At 61.7% G+C, this 15,927-nt stretch carries 15 protein-coding genes; 4 read left to right on the top strand and 11 right to left on the bottom strand.

Annotated features, from left to right (window positions below; translation table 11 throughout):
* Nucleotides 1-8 precede the first annotated feature (8 nt).
* From V8689_RS12020 to V8689_RS12010, 3 genes are read right to left on the bottom strand one after another with little or no spacing between them, the layout of a single operon-like run.
* On the bottom strand, nt 9-1,091 hold the full coding sequence (locus tag V8689_RS12020) for an extracellular solute-binding protein (RefSeq protein ID WP_056784223.1): 1,083 nt from the start codon (nt 1,089-1,091) through the stop codon (nt 9-11).
* A complete protein-coding gene (gene aguB / locus V8689_RS12015; RefSeq protein ID WP_056784220.1) occupies nt 1,088-1,969 on the bottom strand; it encodes an N-carbamoylputrescine amidase in 882 nt (293 codons plus the stop codon). The genes V8689_RS12020 and aguB overlap by 4 nt, the downstream gene beginning before the upstream one ends.
* 4 nt (nt 1,970-1,973) lie before the next feature.
* Complete coding sequence (locus tag V8689_RS12010; RefSeq protein ID WP_060766394.1) at nt 1,974-3,026, bottom strand: agmatine deiminase family protein; 1,053 nt, start codon at nt 3,024-3,026, stop codon at nt 1,974-1,976.
* A 134-nt stretch (nt 3,027-3,160) separates the two neighbouring features.
* On the opposite strand from V8689_RS12010, the gene V8689_RS12005 reads away from it, so the two are divergent.
* From V8689_RS12005 to V8689_RS11995, 3 genes are read left to right on the top strand one after another with little or no spacing between them, the layout of a single operon-like run.
* A complete protein-coding gene (locus V8689_RS12005) occupies nt 3,161-4,027 on the top strand; it encodes a LysR substrate-binding domain-containing protein (protein ID WP_056784215.1) in 867 nt (288 codons plus the stop codon).
* On the top strand, nt 4,024-4,557 hold the full coding sequence (gene mug / locus V8689_RS12000) for a G/U mismatch-specific DNA glycosylase (protein WP_056784213.1): 534 nt from the start codon (nt 4,024-4,026) through the stop codon (nt 4,555-4,557). The genes V8689_RS12005 and mug overlap by 4 nt, the downstream gene beginning before the upstream one ends.
* 30 nt (nt 4,558-4,587) lie before the next feature.
* On the top strand, nt 4,588-5,184 hold the full coding sequence (locus tag V8689_RS11995; protein ID WP_056784210.1) for a glutathione S-transferase family protein: 597 nt from the start codon (nt 4,588-4,590) through the stop codon (nt 5,182-5,184).
* 132 nt (nt 5,185-5,316) lie between these two features.
* Here the strand turns inward: V8689_RS11995 and V8689_RS11990 are convergent, their stop codons facing one another.
* Nucleotides 5,317-6,084 carry an SDR family NAD(P)-dependent oxidoreductase gene (locus tag V8689_RS11990; protein ID WP_056784205.1) on the bottom strand — a complete coding sequence of 256 codons (768 nt, stop codon included), beginning with the start codon at nt 6,082-6,084 and terminating at the stop codon, nt 5,317-5,319.
* Between the two features lie 138 nt (nt 6,085-6,222).
* Between V8689_RS11990 and V8689_RS11985 the strand changes: the two genes are divergently transcribed.
* Entirely contained in the window at nt 6,223-7,371 is a 1,149-nt protein-coding gene (locus V8689_RS11985) for an aldose epimerase family protein (RefSeq protein ID WP_056784203.1), read from the top strand.
* Between the two features lie 115 nt (nt 7,372-7,486).
* Here the strand turns inward: V8689_RS11985 and araH are convergent, their stop codons facing one another.
* From araH to V8689_RS11950, 7 genes are all read right to left on the bottom strand, one after another.
* Entirely contained in the window at nt 7,487-8,455 is a 969-nt protein-coding gene (araH, locus tag V8689_RS11980; RefSeq protein ID WP_032892292.1) for an L-arabinose ABC transporter permease AraH, read from the bottom strand.
* Between the two features lie 9 nt (nt 8,456-8,464).
* A complete protein-coding gene (gene araG, locus V8689_RS11975; protein ID WP_314694128.1) occupies nt 8,465-9,967 on the bottom strand; it encodes an L-arabinose ABC transporter ATP-binding protein AraG in 1,503 nt (500 codons plus the stop codon).
* Nucleotides 9,964-10,968 (bottom strand): substrate-binding domain-containing protein, encoded by a 1,005-nt coding sequence (locus V8689_RS11970; RefSeq protein ID WP_056784200.1) that lies wholly within the window; start codon nt 10,966-10,968, stop codon nt 9,964-9,966. Before V8689_RS11970 ends, araG begins: the two co-directional genes overlap by 4 nt.
* Before the next feature lie 139 nt (nt 10,969-11,107).
* Nucleotides 11,108-11,971 carry an SMP-30/gluconolactonase/LRE family protein gene (locus V8689_RS11965; protein WP_056784196.1) on the bottom strand — a complete coding sequence of 288 codons (864 nt, stop codon included), beginning with the start codon at nt 11,969-11,971 and terminating at the stop codon, nt 11,108-11,110.
* Between the two features lie 16 nt (nt 11,972-11,987).
* Nucleotides 11,988-13,568 carry an aldehyde dehydrogenase (NADP(+)) gene (locus V8689_RS11960; RefSeq protein WP_056784193.1) on the bottom strand — a complete coding sequence of 527 codons (1,581 nt, stop codon included), beginning with the start codon at nt 13,566-13,568 and terminating at the stop codon, nt 11,988-11,990.
* 17 nt (nt 13,569-13,585) lie between these two features.
* Nucleotides 13,586-14,578 carry an AraD1 family protein gene (araD1, locus tag V8689_RS11955; RefSeq protein WP_056784188.1) on the bottom strand — a complete coding sequence of 331 codons (993 nt, stop codon included), beginning with the start codon at nt 14,576-14,578 and terminating at the stop codon, nt 13,586-13,588.
* Nucleotides 14,579-14,594: 16 nt separating this feature from the next.
* Entirely contained in the window at nt 14,595-15,917 is a 1,323-nt protein-coding gene (locus V8689_RS11950) for an MFS transporter (RefSeq protein ID WP_003190554.1), read from the bottom strand.
* Nucleotides 15,918-15,927 lie beyond the last annotated feature (10 nt).

The following is a 15,927-nucleotide window of genomic DNA, read 5'->3' as shown; positions in this document are numbered from 1 at the left end:
GGGGGTCTCTACTGAAGAGGGGCGGTCTTGAATTTAGTCCATACGCGCATACGTGCACGCATATCGGCCTGGGGGATATCTTTGCCAGCGATCAACCGTTCAAAGGTGGCGGCATCTGGGTAAATATCCGGGTTGTCGCGCAGGCTGGCCTCCACCTGCGGTCGCGCCTTGGCATTGGCGGTGGGATAGCCGGTCAGGTTGGTGATAGCGGCCATGTTCTGCGGGCGCATCACAAAGTTGATAAAAGCGTAGGCGTATTCCGGGTGCCGGGCATCGACGGGAATCGCCATGGTGTCCATCCAGACTGTCGTGCCCTCGCGGGGGATGTGATAGCCGAAGGTCACCGCCTTGCCAGCCGCATCGGCGGCACGCTGGGCCTGGGTCATGTCGCCGCTGTAGCCCAGGGACAGGCACAGGTTGCCGTTGACCAGATCGGTCACCGGTTGCGACTGGAACTTGCGAATAAAGGGGCGCAGCTTGAGTAACAGTGCACTGGCCGCAGCCAGATCTTCGGGCTTGGCACTGCGCGGGTCGCGGCCCAGGTAGTTAAGCGTCACCGCGAGCACTTCATCCGGCGAGTCAATCAGGGAGATGCCGCAATCGGCGAATTGGGCGGCAAACTCGGGCTTGAACAGTAGATCGAGGCTGTTGACCGGCGCATTCGGCAGGCGCTGGCGGATCTGCTCGGTGTTGTAGGTCAGGCCGATGGTGCCCCAGGTATAGGGCACCGTGGCCTTGTTCGAATTGACGTAGTGCGCACGCAACGCCTGCAGGCCCGGTTCAATGTCCCCCAGGGCCGTGAGCCTGGCAGGGTCCAGGGCCTGCAGGCTGCCGGCACGCATCAGGCGCTCGGCCACTGTGTCGCCTGGGAAGATCAAGTCATAGCCACTGCCTCCGGCCATCAGCTTGGCTTCCAGGGTTTCACTGCTGTCCATCACATCGTAGATCACCTGGATACCGGTTTCGGCGGTGAACCTGGACAAGGTGTCAGGGGCAAAATAATCGGCCCAGTTATACAGCTTCAAGGTCTTGTCATCAGCCACGGCACAGGCGCTGGTGAGGATAAGGGCACAGCTCAACAGGCGTTTCATGATAGGCGCCCATCCAGGGTCAGCAGCGCACCGTACAAGTCCGGGCGACGGTCACGGTATATGCCCCAGGTCAGGCGCTCTTCGCCCATGGTGGCCAGGTCCAGGCTGTGCACGAGTACGCCCGTGCTGTCGCGGTCGGCTTCGGCCAACAGCTTGCCTTTGTGATCGCAGATAAACGATGAACCATAAAAATCCATTTGCAGGCTCGCATTACTGTTCGCCACTTCGCGCCCGACGCGGTTGGCCGCCACCACCGGCAGCAGGTTGGCCGCCGCGTGCCCGCGCATGGTCATCTGCCAATGGTCGCGGGAATCGAGGCTGGCACAGCCGGGTTCCGAACCGATGGCGGTGGGAAACAGCAGTACCTCGGCGCCCTGTAATGCCAGGCAGCGCGCGGTTTCCGGAAACCACTGGTCCCAGCAGATACCGATGCCCAGGCGCCCGAAGGCGCTGTCCCACACGCGAAAACCGGTGTCACCGGGGCTAAAATATTCCTTCTCCTGGTAGCCGATGGCGTTGGGAATATGGCTCTTGCGGTACACCCCAAGCAATCGCCCGTCAGCGTCCGCCACACTCAGGGAGTTAAAGAACGCATTGCCGGCTTTTTCGAACCAGCTCAGTGGCAGCACGACGCCTAACTCCTTGGCCAATGCAGCAAAGCGTTTGAGCACTTGGCTGTGCTGATACTCCTCGGCCAAGGCCAGGTGCTGATGCCGTTGTTCGATGCAGAAATACGGCGTAGCGAATAGCTCCTGCAACAGGATTACCTGGGCGCCCTTGGCGGCTGCGTCGCGCACCAGTTGCTCGGCGCGCTCGAGGTTACTCGGTAAATCCCAGGTGCAAGGCATCTGGGTAGTGGCAATCGTCAATAGACGCATGGCATTACCCCTTCAATGGCCAGGCAGGCTGTTGTTGGGTGATGCAATGCACACCGCCGCCGCCATGGGCCAGGTGGTTGATGCGCACCGGTACGATCTCGCGGTCCGGAAAAGCCTGGCCCAGGACATTGGCCGCGACCTGATCCGCGGCGATTCCATAGGCCGGCATGATGATTGCGCCATTGGCGATATAGAAGTTGGTGTAAGAGGCGCAGAACACCCCGGCGTCAGTGTTCACGGCCTCGGTAGCCTCATACAACTCGATCAGCTCAAAACGACGGCCCTGAGCGTCGGTGGCCAATTCCAGGACGCGACGATTTTCCCGCGCAACTTGGGCATAGACCGAGCTGTGGTCGTGGGTCGCGTCCACCAGCAACACGCCGGGGCGGGCGAACGCGCAGATGCCGTCGACATGCCCATCCGTCATGTCGCCGGTAACGTAGTTCGGGTCGCCGGGCAACCAGATCGTCTTCTTGATACCCAGCCAGCGCGCGAACACCTCCTCGATGTCGGCCTTGGTCACGCCAGGGTTGCGGTTGGAATTGAGCAGCACCGATTCGGTGGTGATCAAGGTGCCCTCGCCGTCCACATGGAGGGCGCCGCCCTCATTGCTCAACGGCATGCCGAAGCAGACAAGCCCGAGGTGATTGAGAACTCGACGGGCCAGGCTTTCATCCCATTCATGGGCCGACTTTGCGCCCCAGGCATTGAAGCGCCAGCTCACACCGGCCAGCCCCTGTTGCGGGTGACAGATAAAGGACGGGCCGGAGTCGCGGCACCAGCTGTCGTTGACCGCCTGAGGGATCAGTTCAATCTGCGGGCCGCACAAGGCGATGGCACTGGCAACCGCCGAAGGGTCGACAACCATCTTCACCGGCTCAAACCGTGCAATGGCATTGGCTACCCGCGCGAAGTCCTGCTGCACCTGCGCCAACGTCACGCCCCAAGTGGTTTCCCACAACGCCTGATTATGAGGCCAGACCATCCAGGTCGCCGCATGCCGGCACCATTCCGCGGGCATCCGCCACCCCAGGTTTTCAACTTCATCCATCTGCATGACAAGTACCTTTGAGTTAAGTCATTGTGTTCAGTGAAAACTACCCACGGGCTAATGACAGGCATGCTACGGTGAAGAAATAGCGCAAACAAACGATGAATTTTGCGCAAAACTGATTAGAGGAACTTATCAGCATGCTCAACCACTGGCCGCCCCTCGGCACCCTTCGCGGCTTTGAAGCCGCCGCTCGGCTGGGCAGTTTTCACAAGGCCGCCGAAGAGCTGCACTTGACCCAATCGGCAATCAGCCAGCAGATTCGCAGCCTGGAGGCGTACCTTGAACAGCCGCTGTTTTTTCGCAGCGGCCGCAGCGTCAGCTTGACCGACGCCGGCCAGGATTTCCTCAGCACCACCCAGGCCTTACTGCAACAACTGGCCGTCGGCGTCCGGCGCCTTGGGCAATACCGCAAACCCAATCAATTGGTGCTCAACACCACGCCGACCTTCGCCCGGCATTGGCTGTTGCCCCGCCTGGCCGACTTTCGCCGCCAACACCCGCAGGTCGATCTATGGATTTTCAGCACCGACGAAGTGCCAGACATGGCCAGCCAGACCATCGATTTGGCGGTGCGCGACGACATCAGCTCCCAGGCCGAATGCAGCTTCAAGGTGCTGCATATCGACCGGCTGTTTCCGGCATGTCACCCGCAGGTGCTGGAGGTGCCTCTTGAGCAACGCACCACCTTGCACGGTGAGCGGGAAATGGACTGGAGCCACTGGGCGGTGGAAGCCGGGATTGATGTGGGGCAACAGGACCAGGGCCTGAATTTTTCCGACCCCGGTTTATTGCTGGATGCGGTGTGCACCGGGTTGGGGATTGGCCTGGTAAGCCAGTTGCTCAGCCGCCAGGGGCAAGCCAAGGGTTTGCTTACGCCGTTGGTAGACGCCACCATTCGCGGCCCCAGCTGGGCGCTACTGACCCATCGCGACAGCGAGAACAACCCCCTGGCGCGGTGTTTTATCGAGTGGCTATCGAGCCATTTGCAGGGAGATGCGGCATGAACGACCGACTCGACGACCTCCTCGCCGACCACTTGCACGTACTGTTCTGCGGCATCAACCCTGGCAAGGGCTCGGCAGCCCTCGGCCTGCATTTTGCCAATCGCAGCAATCGCTTCTGGCGCACCGTGCATCTGGCCGGTTTCACGCCCCATGAAATCCGCCCGCAAGACGGCGCCACCTTGCTGCACTATGGTTGCGGATTGACCACCTTGGTGGAGCGCCCCACGGCCAGTGCAGGCGAGGTGGCGCGGCATGAGTTCCAGGACGCGGCGGCGGCGTTCGAACACAAGATCCGCCGCCATGCCCCGCGTTTCGTCGCGTTCCTCGGTAAGCCCGGCTATAGCGCGCTGAGCGGCCAGCGCGAGGTCGCCTGGGGTTTGCAAGCGCAGCCACTGGGCGACGCCTCGGTCTGGGTGCTGCCCAACCCCAGCGGGCGCAACCTGGCGTTCAGCCTCGATCAATTGGTGCAAGCGTATCGGCTGCTGCACAACGCCGTTGCGCACGCCCGGCCCGTGCCCGTAATCTCTTGAGCCCAACACCCTGTAAGCAATGGAGGCTGCATGAAACTGGTCGGAATGCTGGACTCGCCCTACGTACGCCGCGTGGCTGTTTCCCTGGAGTTATACGGGGTGGACTTTGTGCATGAACCGCTGTCGGTGTTCAGCACTTACGCTGAATTTGCCCAGATCAACCCGGTAGTCAAGGCCCCTACCCTGGTGCTGGACGATGGCACGGTGCTGATGGATTCGAGCCTGATCCTCGATTACCTGGAAGCGCTGGCGCCGGCTGACAAGAAGCTGCTGCCCCAACAACCGGCGGCACGCGCCCGGGACCTGCAACTGCTTGGGCTCGCGCTGGCGGCCTGCGAGAAAAGCGTGCAGATCGTCTATGAACACAACCTTCGCCCCGCTGAAAAATTGCATGCGCCTTGGCTTGAGCGCGTTACCGGGCAATTGCTGGCGGCTTATCAGCTGCTGGACAAGCAACTGGCAGACAGTCAGGCGCTGACCCAGGCGTCGATTACCGCAGCGGTCGCCTGGTCGTTCAGCCAGCTCACCGTGGCCTCGGTGGTGGAGGCCGATGCGTTCCCCAACCTCAAGCGCCATGCTGAACGCCTGGAGCAGCACCCGGCGTTCAAGCGTTACCCCATCGAATGAACTCGCTCTAATGTGTAGGAGCGAGCTTGCTCGCGAAAAACTCATAGACGCCACGTTTACTCAGGCTACACGCGTTATCGTTGACGTTTTTCGCGAGCAAGCTCGCTCCTACAGGGAGCACTGTTGGCGTCGCTATACCCAGCCGCCGTCAACGATAAAGTTCTGCGCCGAGCACATCGCCGAGGCATCCGAGGCCAAAAACAGCGCCATGTTGGCGATGTGTTCCGGCATCACGCTGCCAGGCAGGCACTGGCTGCGGGCGATAAGTTCCTTGGCGGCGTCGTCGACCCACATGGCCAGTTGTTTTTCGGTCATCACCCAACCGGGCACCAAGGTGTTGACGCGGATATGGCTGGGCCCCAGTTCCCGCGCCAGGGCTCGGGTCATGCCGTGGGCGGCGGCCTTGCTGGCGGCGTACACGGGGTAGCCGGCAGAGGCCATCATCCAGCCCACCGAGCCCAGGTTGATGATCGAGCCGCCACCGGCCTCTTTCATCATGGGCACCACCGCCTTGGCGGCAAAGAAGGCGTGCTTGAGGTTGACCGCGATCAGCTGGTCGAACATGTGCGAGTCGATTTCTTCCAGGCTGTGACGCACATCGTTCGCTGCATTGTTGACCAGTACCGTGATCGGCCCCAGGGAGTGCTCGAAGCGCCCGATCGCGGCGCGGTAACCGATCTCGTCGGTGATATCGCAGCACTCGAACTCGACACGCTGCCCTTTGGAGTTCAGCAGCGCCGCCAAGCGTTCACCCTGGCTCTGTGCACGGTCCACAAACGCCACCTTGGCACCCTGCGCAGCAAAGGCCCGCACCATGAACTCGCCAATCCCCGAAGCCCCGCCGGAAACCAGCACGGTTTTGTCCTTGAGGTCGGGATAAATCGCTTGCTGGGTAGTCATAACAATCAGTGCTCCGCTTAATTAGTCTTATTTTATTTTGCAAGAACGGCGTTAAAGGCTATAAATCTGCTGTCATATCGACAAAATATCTCAAATTAGTAGAACTATTCCAGCAAAACAACAAAAGGAAGTTCGACCATGAAGCACCCTCGATACCTGCTGTCCGGCCTTGCGCTGTCCATGCTGATCGCCAGCGGCGGCGCGCACGCTGCCGGCCTTAGCAGCGAACACAAACCCTTCGGTAAAACCAACGACGGCACCGCCGTCGAACAGTACGTGTTGCGCAACAGCCATGGCATGCAAGCCACGGTGATCACCTACGGCGGCGTGCTGCAGTCGCTAAAAGTGCCGGACAAACACGGCAAGCTCGACGACGTGGTGCTGGGCTTCGACGACGTGCAAGGCTATCAGGGCGGTACCGCGTTTTTCGGCGCGACCATTGGCCGCTTCGGCAACCGCCTGGCCGGCGGCGCCTTCGAACTCGACGGCAAACGCTACCAGGTACCGCTCAACGACGGCCCCAACTCATTGCATGGCGGCGCCCAGGGCTTCGACAAGCAGGTGTGGCAAGCCAAATCGGTCAAGGACAAAGACTCGGTGGGCGTCACCCTCACCTACCTATCCAAAGATGGAGAAATGGGCTTTCCGGGCAACTTGAAAACCGAGGTCACCTACCGCCTCAACGACAACAACGAACTGCACATCGACTACACCGCCACCACCGACAAGCCGACGGTGCTCAACCTCACCAACCACAGCTACTTCAACCTGGCCGGCGCGGGCAATGGCGATATTCTCAAGCAGGTCGCCACTTTGCACGCCAGCCACTACACACCGGTGAATGCCACCTTGATTCCCACCGGTGAGCTGGCGCCGGTCAAGGGCACGCCGATGGACTTCCTGAAGCCCACACCTATCGGCCAGCACATCAAGGACGACCATCCGCAGCTCAAATTCGCCGAACCCAAACAGGGTGGCTTCGACTTCAACTGGGCACTGGATACCAAAGGGGACGTCAAGCAGTTGGCCGCCGAGGTGCATGACCCTGAATCAGGGCGGCGTTTGCAGCTCTACACCACAGAGCCTGGCGTACAGTTTTATACCAGCAACTTCCTGGACGGTTCGGTGAAGGGTAAAGGCGGCAAGACGTATCAGCATTGGAGTGGGTTTACCTTGGAGACCCAGCATTTTCCGGATGCGCCTAACCAGCCGAGCTTTGCCTCAACCCGCTTGAATCCTGGGCAGACTTACAGCCAACACACTATTTTCAAGTTCACCGCTGATTAAATTGTGGGAGCTGGCTTGCCTGCGATAGCGGTGGTTCAGGCAACACTTGTGTAGCCTGTACCACCGCTATCGCAGGCAAGCCAGCTCCCACATTTGTTTTTCACCGCGCCTGGGTTCAGCGTTGTTTCATGCGGTCGATGACCACGGCCAACAGCAGGATCGAACCACGGATCACATACTGGTAGAAGGTATCGATGTTCTTCAGGTTCATCGCATTCTCGATGATCGCCAGAATCAACACCCCGGCAATCACATGGCGGATCATGCCGATGCCGCCGCTCAGCGACACCCCACCCAGCACGCAGGCCGAGATCACCGTCAGCTCGAAACCCTGGCCGATCATCGGCTGGCCGGAGGTCATGCGTGAAGCCAGGATCACGCCTGCCAGCGCGCCAATCAGGCCGTGCACGGCGAAGATCAGGATCTTGGTGCGGTCAACGTTCACGCCCGCCAGCAGCGCCGCCTCCGGGTTACCGCCGATGGCCATGGTGTTGCGCCCATAGGTGGTGTAGTTGAGCAGCCAGCCGAAGAACAGGAAGCACACGATGGTGATCAGGATCGGCACCGGCACACCAAACAATTGGCCGTTGCCGAACACAAAGAATTGCTCCTGGGACACACCCACCGCTTTGCCGTCGGCAAAGATATAAGCCAGGCCGCGTACGATCTGCATGGTCGCCAGCGTGGTGATCAAGGCGTTGACCCGCAGCTTGGCAATCACGATGCCATTGATCAGCCCCACCATCAGGCCCATCAGCAGCGCTGCGCCAATGCCCAGCATCACGCTGTCGGTATCGCGCATCACAATCGCCGCAACCACCCCGGCGCAGGCGATCACCGAGCCTACCGACAGGTCGAAGTGCCCCGAGGCCAGGCAGAACAACATGGTGCACGCCGCAATACCGACAGTCGAAATCGCCAGGCCCAGGCCGCGCATGTTCAGTGGCGAGAGGAAGTTATCGATCAGCAGCGCGCACAGTACGAAGATGCCCACTGCCGCCAAGAGCATCGCCCAGTTATCGAGCAATGCGCGTATATCGAGGGGTTTGCGTGCCGAGGGCAGCGCGTTGTTTTGAATGGTCATGGTCGTCTCTCAGTTCGCCAGGCCGCGTGGCAAGGCCAGCTGCAGCAGGTTGGATTCAGTCGCGTGCTCGCGCAGTTGTTCGCCGCGCAGGGCGCCTTCGCACAGCACCAGGATGCGGTCAGAGATGCCCATCACCTCCATCAGGTCGCTGGACACCACAATCACCGCAATGCCACTGGCCGCCAGGTTATGGATGATCTGGTAGATCTCCGACTTGGCGCCGATGTCGATACCGCGAGTGGGTTCGTCGAGCAGCAGCACCTTCATCGGCATCGACAACCAGCGGCCAAGGATGGCCTTCTGTTGGTTGCCGCCGGACAGGTACATGATCTTCTGCGCCGCGTTCGGCGTTTTGACCCGCATCGCCTGGATCTGCCGGTCGGCGTTGCCCTTCTCCCAGCCTTCGCGCAACAGCCAGCCAAAGGTGGAATGGGCGCCACGGGCGCTGATGTTGATGTTTTCAGCGACGCTGCCCAGCGGGATGATGCCCTCTTTCTTGCGGTCCTCCGGACACAGCAATACCCCGGCGGCGATGGCGTCGCGGGGTGAGCGCAGTTGCAGCGCTTGCCCGCACAGTTCCAGGTTGCCGGCACTGGCGCGCTCTAACCCGCTGAGCAAGCGAAACAGCTCGGTACGCCCCGCGCCTACCAGCCCGAAAAGGCCGAGGATCTCGCCCTTGCGCACCTGGAAACTGATGGGTTCACGCAGGCCCGGGCCGAGCAAGCCGTCCACCTTGAGCGCCACTTCGCCCTGCTCACGCGCTCGGTAATCGTAGATATCCTGAATATCGCGACCGACCATGCAGGTCACCAACTGGTCGTGGGTCAGCGTGCTCATGTCCTCGAACGTGCGCACGTAGCGGCCGTCCTTGAACACCGTCACCGCATCGCAAATACGGAACACCTCTTCCATGCGATGGGACACATAGAGCACCACTTTGCCCTCGTCGCGCAGGCGCGCGATGATCGCCATCAAGCGGTCGATTTCCCGCGCCGATAAACTGCTGGTGGGTTCATCAAAGGCGATCACGTTGGCGCCGCGAGACAGCGCCTTGGCGATTTCCACCAGTTGGCGCTGGCCCAGGGACAGGCGCCCAAGCTTCTCGTCGGGGTCGATTTCATCGGCCAGGCCCTTGAGGCAGGCCAGGGCCTGCTTGCGCAGCAGGCCGCGGTTGACCACGCCAAAGCGCGTGGGCAAATGCCCGAGGAACAGGTTCTCGGCCACGCTCATTTCCGGCACCAAGTGCAGTTCTTGGTGAATCACCGCCACGCCGCTGGCGATGCTGTCGGCGGCGCATTTGAAAGCCATGGTTTGCGCGCCGATCTGCACGGTGCCGCTGGATGGAATGTAGGCGCCGCCGAGGATTTTCAGCAGGGTCGATTTGCCGGCGCCGTTCTCGCCCATCAGCGCATGCACCTGCCCCGGGTGGGCGGTGAAGCAAATGCCATCCAACGCCTTGACCCCGGGAAAGGTCTTGCCGATGCCGTCAAAACGCAGGGCCGCAGCGGTCATTTCCACAGCCCGATCTTGGTCAGTTCCGCCTGGAAGTTTTCACGGGTGATCAGCGTCACTTCGTCCATGGCCGTGTATTTCGGCGGCTCGGTACCCTGGGTGACCCACTCGTACATCATCTCAGCGGTTTTGTAGCCTTCAATGTGCGGGCTGGGCAGCATCGAACCAAAGAAGCCGCTGTTGGCTTTCTTCAATTCGCCGATGGCGTCGGTGCCATTGATGCCGATGCCGATCACATTGGCTGCGGCGAAACCGGCGCTTTCGGTGGCGCGCACGCCGCCGAGCACGGTGTTGTCGTTCATACCGCCAATGATCAGGTTTTTCGCGCTGCCCGGCAGTTTGACCAGCGCCGAGTTGGTGGCGTCCATGCTGCCTGGGACGTCGAGGGTTTTCAGTGGGGCGGTGAGGATGTGATCTTTAGGAATGCCAGCCTCTTCCAGGGATTTGATCGAGCCGTCGGTGCGTTTCTTGCCGGTGTCGAGTTCGTTGAAAGTGTTAATCACCGCATAGGTGTCCTTCCAGTCCCAACCGCGTTTTTTCGCTTCGGCGGCCATCGCGGCGCCCTGCTTCTGGCCGACTTCAAACGCGGCCATGCCCAGGTACGGCACGTCTTCCATGAAGTTGCCCTTGGCATCGACAAATCGATCATCCACGGCCATCACTTTTAAGCCGTTGGCCTTGGCCTTGGCGACGATGGCCGGGCCCAGGGACACGTCGGGCGGGCAGATCACGAAGCCTTTGGCGCCGTTGGCGGCCAGGCTGTCAATGGCCGAGAGGGTTTTCTCGCCGTCAGGCACCGCGATCTTGATGAGTTTGAAGCCTTTGTCCTGGGCGGCTTTTTCCGCAAACGCCCATTCAGTCTGGAACCAGGGTTCTTCGGCCTGCTTGACCAAAAAGCCGATCTTCACTTCTTCAGCGGCCAGCAACAGGCCGCTCAAGCTCATGGCCGAGACCGCCACAGCGGCGCAGCACAGGGAACGCAAACCACGACGACGATTCATACGGGTGACTCCTTGTTGTTGTTTTTAGGTAGAACTTTGTAGGAGCGAGCTTGCTCGCGAAAACCCCGAGGGTGACGCGTTCATTCAGCATGAACGCGTTATCGTTGACGTTTTTCGCGGGCAAGCCCGCTCCTACAGGTTATCCGGCGAAGCGGTGACAGGGTTTTCCGGGAACATCCATTTCAATCGCCAGTACCGCACCATCCAACGGATGCCCCAAGGGGCTGGCGGCACTGGTGATATACAGCGTGGTGAGCTCGGGCCCACCGAACACGCAACTGGTGGGCCGGCTGACCGGCAGTTCGATGATGCGATCCACCTCACCCGAGGGCGTTAGCCGCAGCAGGCAACTGCCGTCCCAGCGCGCGTTCCAGATGTAGCCCTCGGCGTCCATGGCCGAGCCATCCGGCCCGCCGCGTGTGTGCGGCCCGAACCAGGCCTGGGCGGCGCCGAGTTGGCCGTCAGCCTGGATCGAATGCTGATAGAGCGTGCCGTCCATACTGTCGCCGAAATGCACCTGGCTGCCCGCCTCGTTCCAGAGCAAGGTGTTGGGAATGCCCAAGCCGTTGAGCAACCGCGTGACCGTTGCATCAGCATCGATGCGAAACAAGCCACCGGAACGCCGGGTAATCGGCAGGTCTTCACCCTGCTCGCCAATGTTGTTCTGCATGGTGCCCAACCACAGCCGGCCCTGGGCATCGCAGCGTGCTTCATTGCCACGGTTGCCCGCTTTCGGGTCGGCCACGCACAACAGCGTCAAGGCTTCGGAGGCCAGATCCAGGCGATACACGCCGCTGCTCAAGGTCACCAGCGCATCGCCGCGTTCACAGGGGATGAACGCCGAGACGTGCTCGGGCAACTGCCACACCTGCAACTGCCCACCCATCAGACGCAGTGCCTGGCGGGCGGCGATATCCACCCAATACAAGGCCTGGGTCGGTGCATCCCAGAACGGCCCTTCGCCCAACCGGGCACGGTGCGGGGTGACTGCGCTCAACGACATGAAACCTCCTGATCAGTTACAGCGATTCGCGCGACGGCGTGCCATTTACCAGCCGCTGAATGCGCAAGGGGTTGGCGTTTTTCAACGCGTCGGGCAGCAGGCTATCAGGGTAGTTCTGGAAGCACACCGGGCGCAGGAAACGGTCGATGGCCAAGGTGCCGACCGAGGTGCCACGCGCATCGGAAGTCGCCGGATACGGCCCGCCGTGAACCATGGAATCGCACACCTCCACGCCAGTGGGGTAACCGTTGAGCAGGATGCGCCCGACTTTCTGTTCCAGCAGGGGCGTGAGTTCGGCGAACTGGTGCAGGTCGGTCGGTTCGCCGATCAGCGTGGCGGTCAATTGCCCGTGCAGCCCCTGCAGGGCGGCGCTGAGTTGGGCCTGATCGGCCACTTCGACGAACACCGTGGTGGGGCCGAACACTTCCTCTTGCAGCACTTCGTCACCGTCAATCAACAGACGTACGTCCGCCTTGAACAGTTGCGGTTGCGCCTGGTTGCCCGATTGCGCGCTGCCCGCCAGATGCTGGATGCCCGGGTGAGAGAGGAGTTTTTCCAGGCCCTTGCCGTAGCTGCCCAGGGTGCCGGCATTAAGCATGGTTTGTGGCGGTTGCTCGCCGATCAATTGCGCGACCTGTTGGGTGAACGCGGTGAACTCAGGCGAGGCGATACCGATCACCAGGCCTGGGTTGGTGCAGAACTGGCCGCAGCCTTGTACCACCGAGGCGGTCAGGTCGCGGGCGATGCTTTCGGCGCGGGCTTGCAGCGCCTGGGGCAGCACGATCACCGGGTTGATGCTCGACATTTCGGCAAACACCGGGATCGGTTGCGGGCGCGCCGCTGCCATGTCGCACAGGGCGCGGCCGCCTTTGAGCGAACCGGTAAAGCCCACCGCCTGGATCGCCGGGTGCTTGACCAGCGCCTCACCGACGCCGCCGCCAAAGATCATATTGAACACGCCGGCCGGCATCTCGGTGGCCTCGGCGGCGCGGATGATCGCATCGGCCACGCGCTCGGCGGTCGCCATGTGGCCGCTATGGGCCTTGAACACCACCGGGCAGCCGGCGGCCAGCGCGGCAGCGGTGTCGCCGCCAGCCGTGGAAAATGCCAGGGGGAAGTTGCTGGCGCCGAACACCGCCACCGGGCCGAGGCCGATGCGGTATTGGCGCAGGTCTGGGCGCGGCAGCGGCTGGCGCTCAGGCAGGGCTTTGTCGATACGCGCGCCGTAGAAGTCACCGCGGCGCAGCACGGTGGCGAACAGGCGCATCTGGCCGCTGGTGCGCCCACGCTCGCCTTTGATGCGTGCGGCCGGCAAGGCGGTTTCGCGGCAGACCAGTTCGACGAAATCATCGCCCAAGGCGTCCAGCTCATCGGCCACTGCATCCAGAAACTGCGCACGCCGTGCGGCGCTCAAGGCGCGATAGGCCGGGTAAGCCTGAGCCGCGGCCTGGGCGGCGGCGTCCACTTCCTGGGCGGTGGCCTGGTAGAAATCCTGGGGCAAGGCTTCGCCGGTGGTAGCGTCGATGCTTTGCAGCTTGACGCTGCCGTTGGCGCTGCGTTGGCCGCCGATGTAGTTGTGGCCGAGAAACTGGGTCATGGGAGTCTCCTTAAAGGTTAAAGGGGGGTGACTTGGCCGGGTTCGAATACCGCGTCGACTGTGCCGATGCCGTTGACCAGCGGCGCGCCGAACTCAGCCTGGCTGATCTCGAACACATCGCCCGGCTGGGTACGTATACCGTCGGCGAATGACAAGGTGGCGGTGCCAAAGAAGTGAATGTGCACGTCGCCCGGCTTGAGGAACTGGCTGTATTTGAAGTGGTGGTATTCGAGGTTTTCCAGGCTGTGGCACATATTGGCCTCGCCGCTGAGGAATTCGTTCTGCCAGATGACTTCGCCGTTGCGCAGGATGCGGCTGGTGCCCGCCAAGTGCTGGGGCAGTTCGCCCACGCGCAGCTCCGGGCCATAGCTGCAACTGCGCAGCTTGGAATGAGCCAGGTACAGGTAGTTCTTGCGCTCCATCACATGGTCGGAGAACTCGTTGCCTACCGCAAAACCCAGGCGATAGGGTTTACGGTCATGCCCGATCACATAGAGGCCGCCGATTTCCGGTTCTTCGCCGGCGTCTTCGGCGAACGGCGGCACCGGGAAGGCCTGGCCTGGGCGTACGACGATGCTGCCATCGCCTTTGTAGAACCACTCCGGTTGCACACCGGCCTGGCCAGCGCCTGGTTTGCCGCCCTCCACGCCCCATTTGAAGATGCGCATGGTGTCGGTCATCGCGCTGTCGTCGCCGGCCTGCTGGTGCATCTTGTCGCGGGCCGAGGCACTGCCCAGGTGGGTAAGGCCGGTGCCGCTGATCAGCATATGGGCCGGGTCTGGGTGGTCCAGCGGCGGCAGGATTTTGTGTTCCGCCAACAAGGCGGCGTAGTCATGGCTGCCGCCCAGGCCGAGGGCTTCTACCTGTTGCTGCAACTTGCCGCCGGCATCGATGGCGGCCAGCGCGAGTTCACGCACGCTGTGGGCGCCGCGCACTTCGCGTACCTGGTTGCCTTCTACCACGCCGACGCGGCGCTCACCGTTACTCAACTCGAACTGAACTAAACGCATGCAGCTTCTCCTGGATTTAAGTGCGTGTGGCGCCACGGGCGCTGGCGGCGAATTGGTCGACGGGCAGCACGTGCTTGCGCTCCAACAAGCGGTAGACCACGAGGGTCAGCAGCAAGCCGAACACCATCACACCGGATAAGAAATACAAGCCTGAGGCCAGGTTGCCGGTGTACTCCTTGAGCGCACCGATCACGAACGGGCCGATATAGCCGCCGAGGTTGCCCACCGAGTTGATCAAGGCAATACCGGCCGCCGCACTGGCGCCGGCAAAGAAGCGCCCCGGCAGGGTCCAGAACACGGCCGTGCAGGAAAACATTGCAAATGCCGCCAGGCACAGCGCGGCCATTTGCAGCACCGGCACGGTGAGCCAGGCGCTGCAGAACAGGCCGATGGCGCCCAGCACATAGAGCACGGCGAGATGGCCATAACGGTCGTTCAAGCGGTCGGAACTGCGCGGGATGATCAACAGGCCGATGATGCCGAAGATATAGGGCACGGCGGAGATGAAGCCGGTGGTGAGATCGCTGCCGCCAAACTGCTTGATCAGGGTGGGCAGCCACAGGCCGAGGCCGTAGATGCTCAGGGTTACCGGCAGGTAGAACAGCGCCAGCAGCAACACGCGCTTGTCCTTGAGCGCATGCAAGGGGTTGCCGTGGCGCGTCTGGCCGTAGGCTTGCAGGTCTTTGTGCAGCTCGCCGGTGAGCCAGGCTTTTTCTTCCTCGCTCATCCAGTTGACCTTTTGAGGGCCGTCCGGCAGGTAGCGCAGCACCGGCCAGGTCAGCAGGATCGCCGGGGTGCCGATCACGATAAACAGCCACTGCCAGCCATGCAGGCCGAGGATGCCGTCCATGCCGAGCAAACCGCCGGACACTGGACCTGTGATCATCATTGCAATCGGTTGGGAGAGGATGAACAGCCCGAGGATCTTGCCGCGATGGCGCACCGGGAACCATTGGGTGATGTAGTACAGCACGCCGGGAAAGAACCCCGCCTCCGCCGCGCCCAGCAAAAAGCGCATCACATAGAAGCTGTGCGGCCCCTGCACGAACGCCATGCCGATGGTGATGGCGCCCCAGGTGATCATGATGCGCGCAAACCAGCGCCGCGCGCCGAAGCGGTCGAGCATCAGGTTGCTGGGAATCTCGAACAGGAAATAGCCAATAAAGAACAACCCCGCACCCAGGCCATAGGCGGCGTCGCCGATGCCCACGTCAGCGCCCATGTGCAGCTTGGCGAACCCTACGGCGGAACGGTCCACGTAGGCGATCAGGTACAGCAGGATCAGGAAGGGAATCAGTTTCAGCGTGATGCGCCGAATAAGCCGCAGTTCCTGGCTCATGGGGTCGATC

The organism is Pseudomonas sp. AK181, assembly GCF_051122975.1.
Taxonomy (GTDB): domain Bacteria; phylum Pseudomonadota; class Gammaproteobacteria; order Pseudomonadales; family Pseudomonadaceae; genus Aquipseudomonas; species Aquipseudomonas lactis.
Note: the sequence above shows the minus strand (reverse complement) of the source record. Positions and strands in the feature narration are given on the sequence as shown.

Bases quoted from the DNA above. Each gene is read 5' to 3' on its own strand.
- V8689_RS12020 (WP_056784223.1), bottom strand. From the start codon at position 1,091: ATGAAACGCCTGTTGAGCTGTGCCCTTATCCTCACCAGCGCCTGTGCC.
- araH (WP_032892292.1), bottom strand. From the start codon at position 8,455: ATGACCATTCAAAACAACGCGCTGCCCTCGGCACGCAAACCCCTCGAT.
- V8689_RS12005 (WP_056784215.1), top strand. From the start codon at position 3,161: ATGCTCAACCACTGGCCGCCCCTCGGCACCCTTCGCGGCTTTGAAGCC.
- V8689_RS11965 (WP_056784196.1), bottom strand. From the start codon at position 11,971: ATGTCGTTGAGCGCAGTCACCCCGCACCGTGCCCGGTTGGGCGAAGGG.
- araD1 (WP_056784188.1), bottom strand. From the start codon at position 14,578: ATGCGTTTAGTTCAGTTCGAGTTGAGTAACGGTGAGCGCCGCGTCGGC.
- V8689_RS11970 (WP_056784200.1), bottom strand. From the start codon at position 10,968: ATGAATCGTCGTCGTGGTTTGCGTTCCCTGTGCTGCGCCGCTGTGGCG.
- aguB (WP_056784220.1), bottom strand. From the start codon at position 1,969: ATGCGTCTATTGACGATTGCCACTACCCAGATGCCTTGCACCTGGGAT.
- V8689_RS11960 (WP_056784193.1), bottom strand. From the start codon at position 13,568: ATGACCCAGTTTCTCGGCCACAACTACATCGGCGGCCAACGCAGCGCC.
- mug (WP_056784213.1), top strand. From the start codon at position 4,024: ATGAACGACCGACTCGACGACCTCCTCGCCGACCACTTGCACGTACTG.
- araG (WP_314694128.1), bottom strand. From the start codon at position 9,967: ATGACCGCTGCGGCCCTGCGTTTTGACGGCATCGGCAAGACCTTTCCC.
- V8689_RS12010 (WP_060766394.1), bottom strand. From the start codon at position 3,026: ATGCAGATGGATGAAGTTGAAAACCTGGGGTGGCGGATGCCCGCGGAA.
- V8689_RS11950 (WP_003190554.1), bottom strand. From the start codon at position 15,917: ATGAGCCAGGAACTGCGGCTTATTCGGCGCATCACGCTGAAACTGATT.
- V8689_RS11990 (WP_056784205.1), bottom strand. From the start codon at position 6,084: ATGACTACCCAGCAAGCGATTTATCCCGACCTCAAGGACAAAACCGTG.
- V8689_RS11985 (WP_056784203.1), top strand. From the start codon at position 6,223: ATGAAGCACCCTCGATACCTGCTGTCCGGCCTTGCGCTGTCCATGCTG.
- V8689_RS11995 (WP_056784210.1), top strand. From the start codon at position 4,588: ATGAAACTGGTCGGAATGCTGGACTCGCCCTACGTACGCCGCGTGGCT.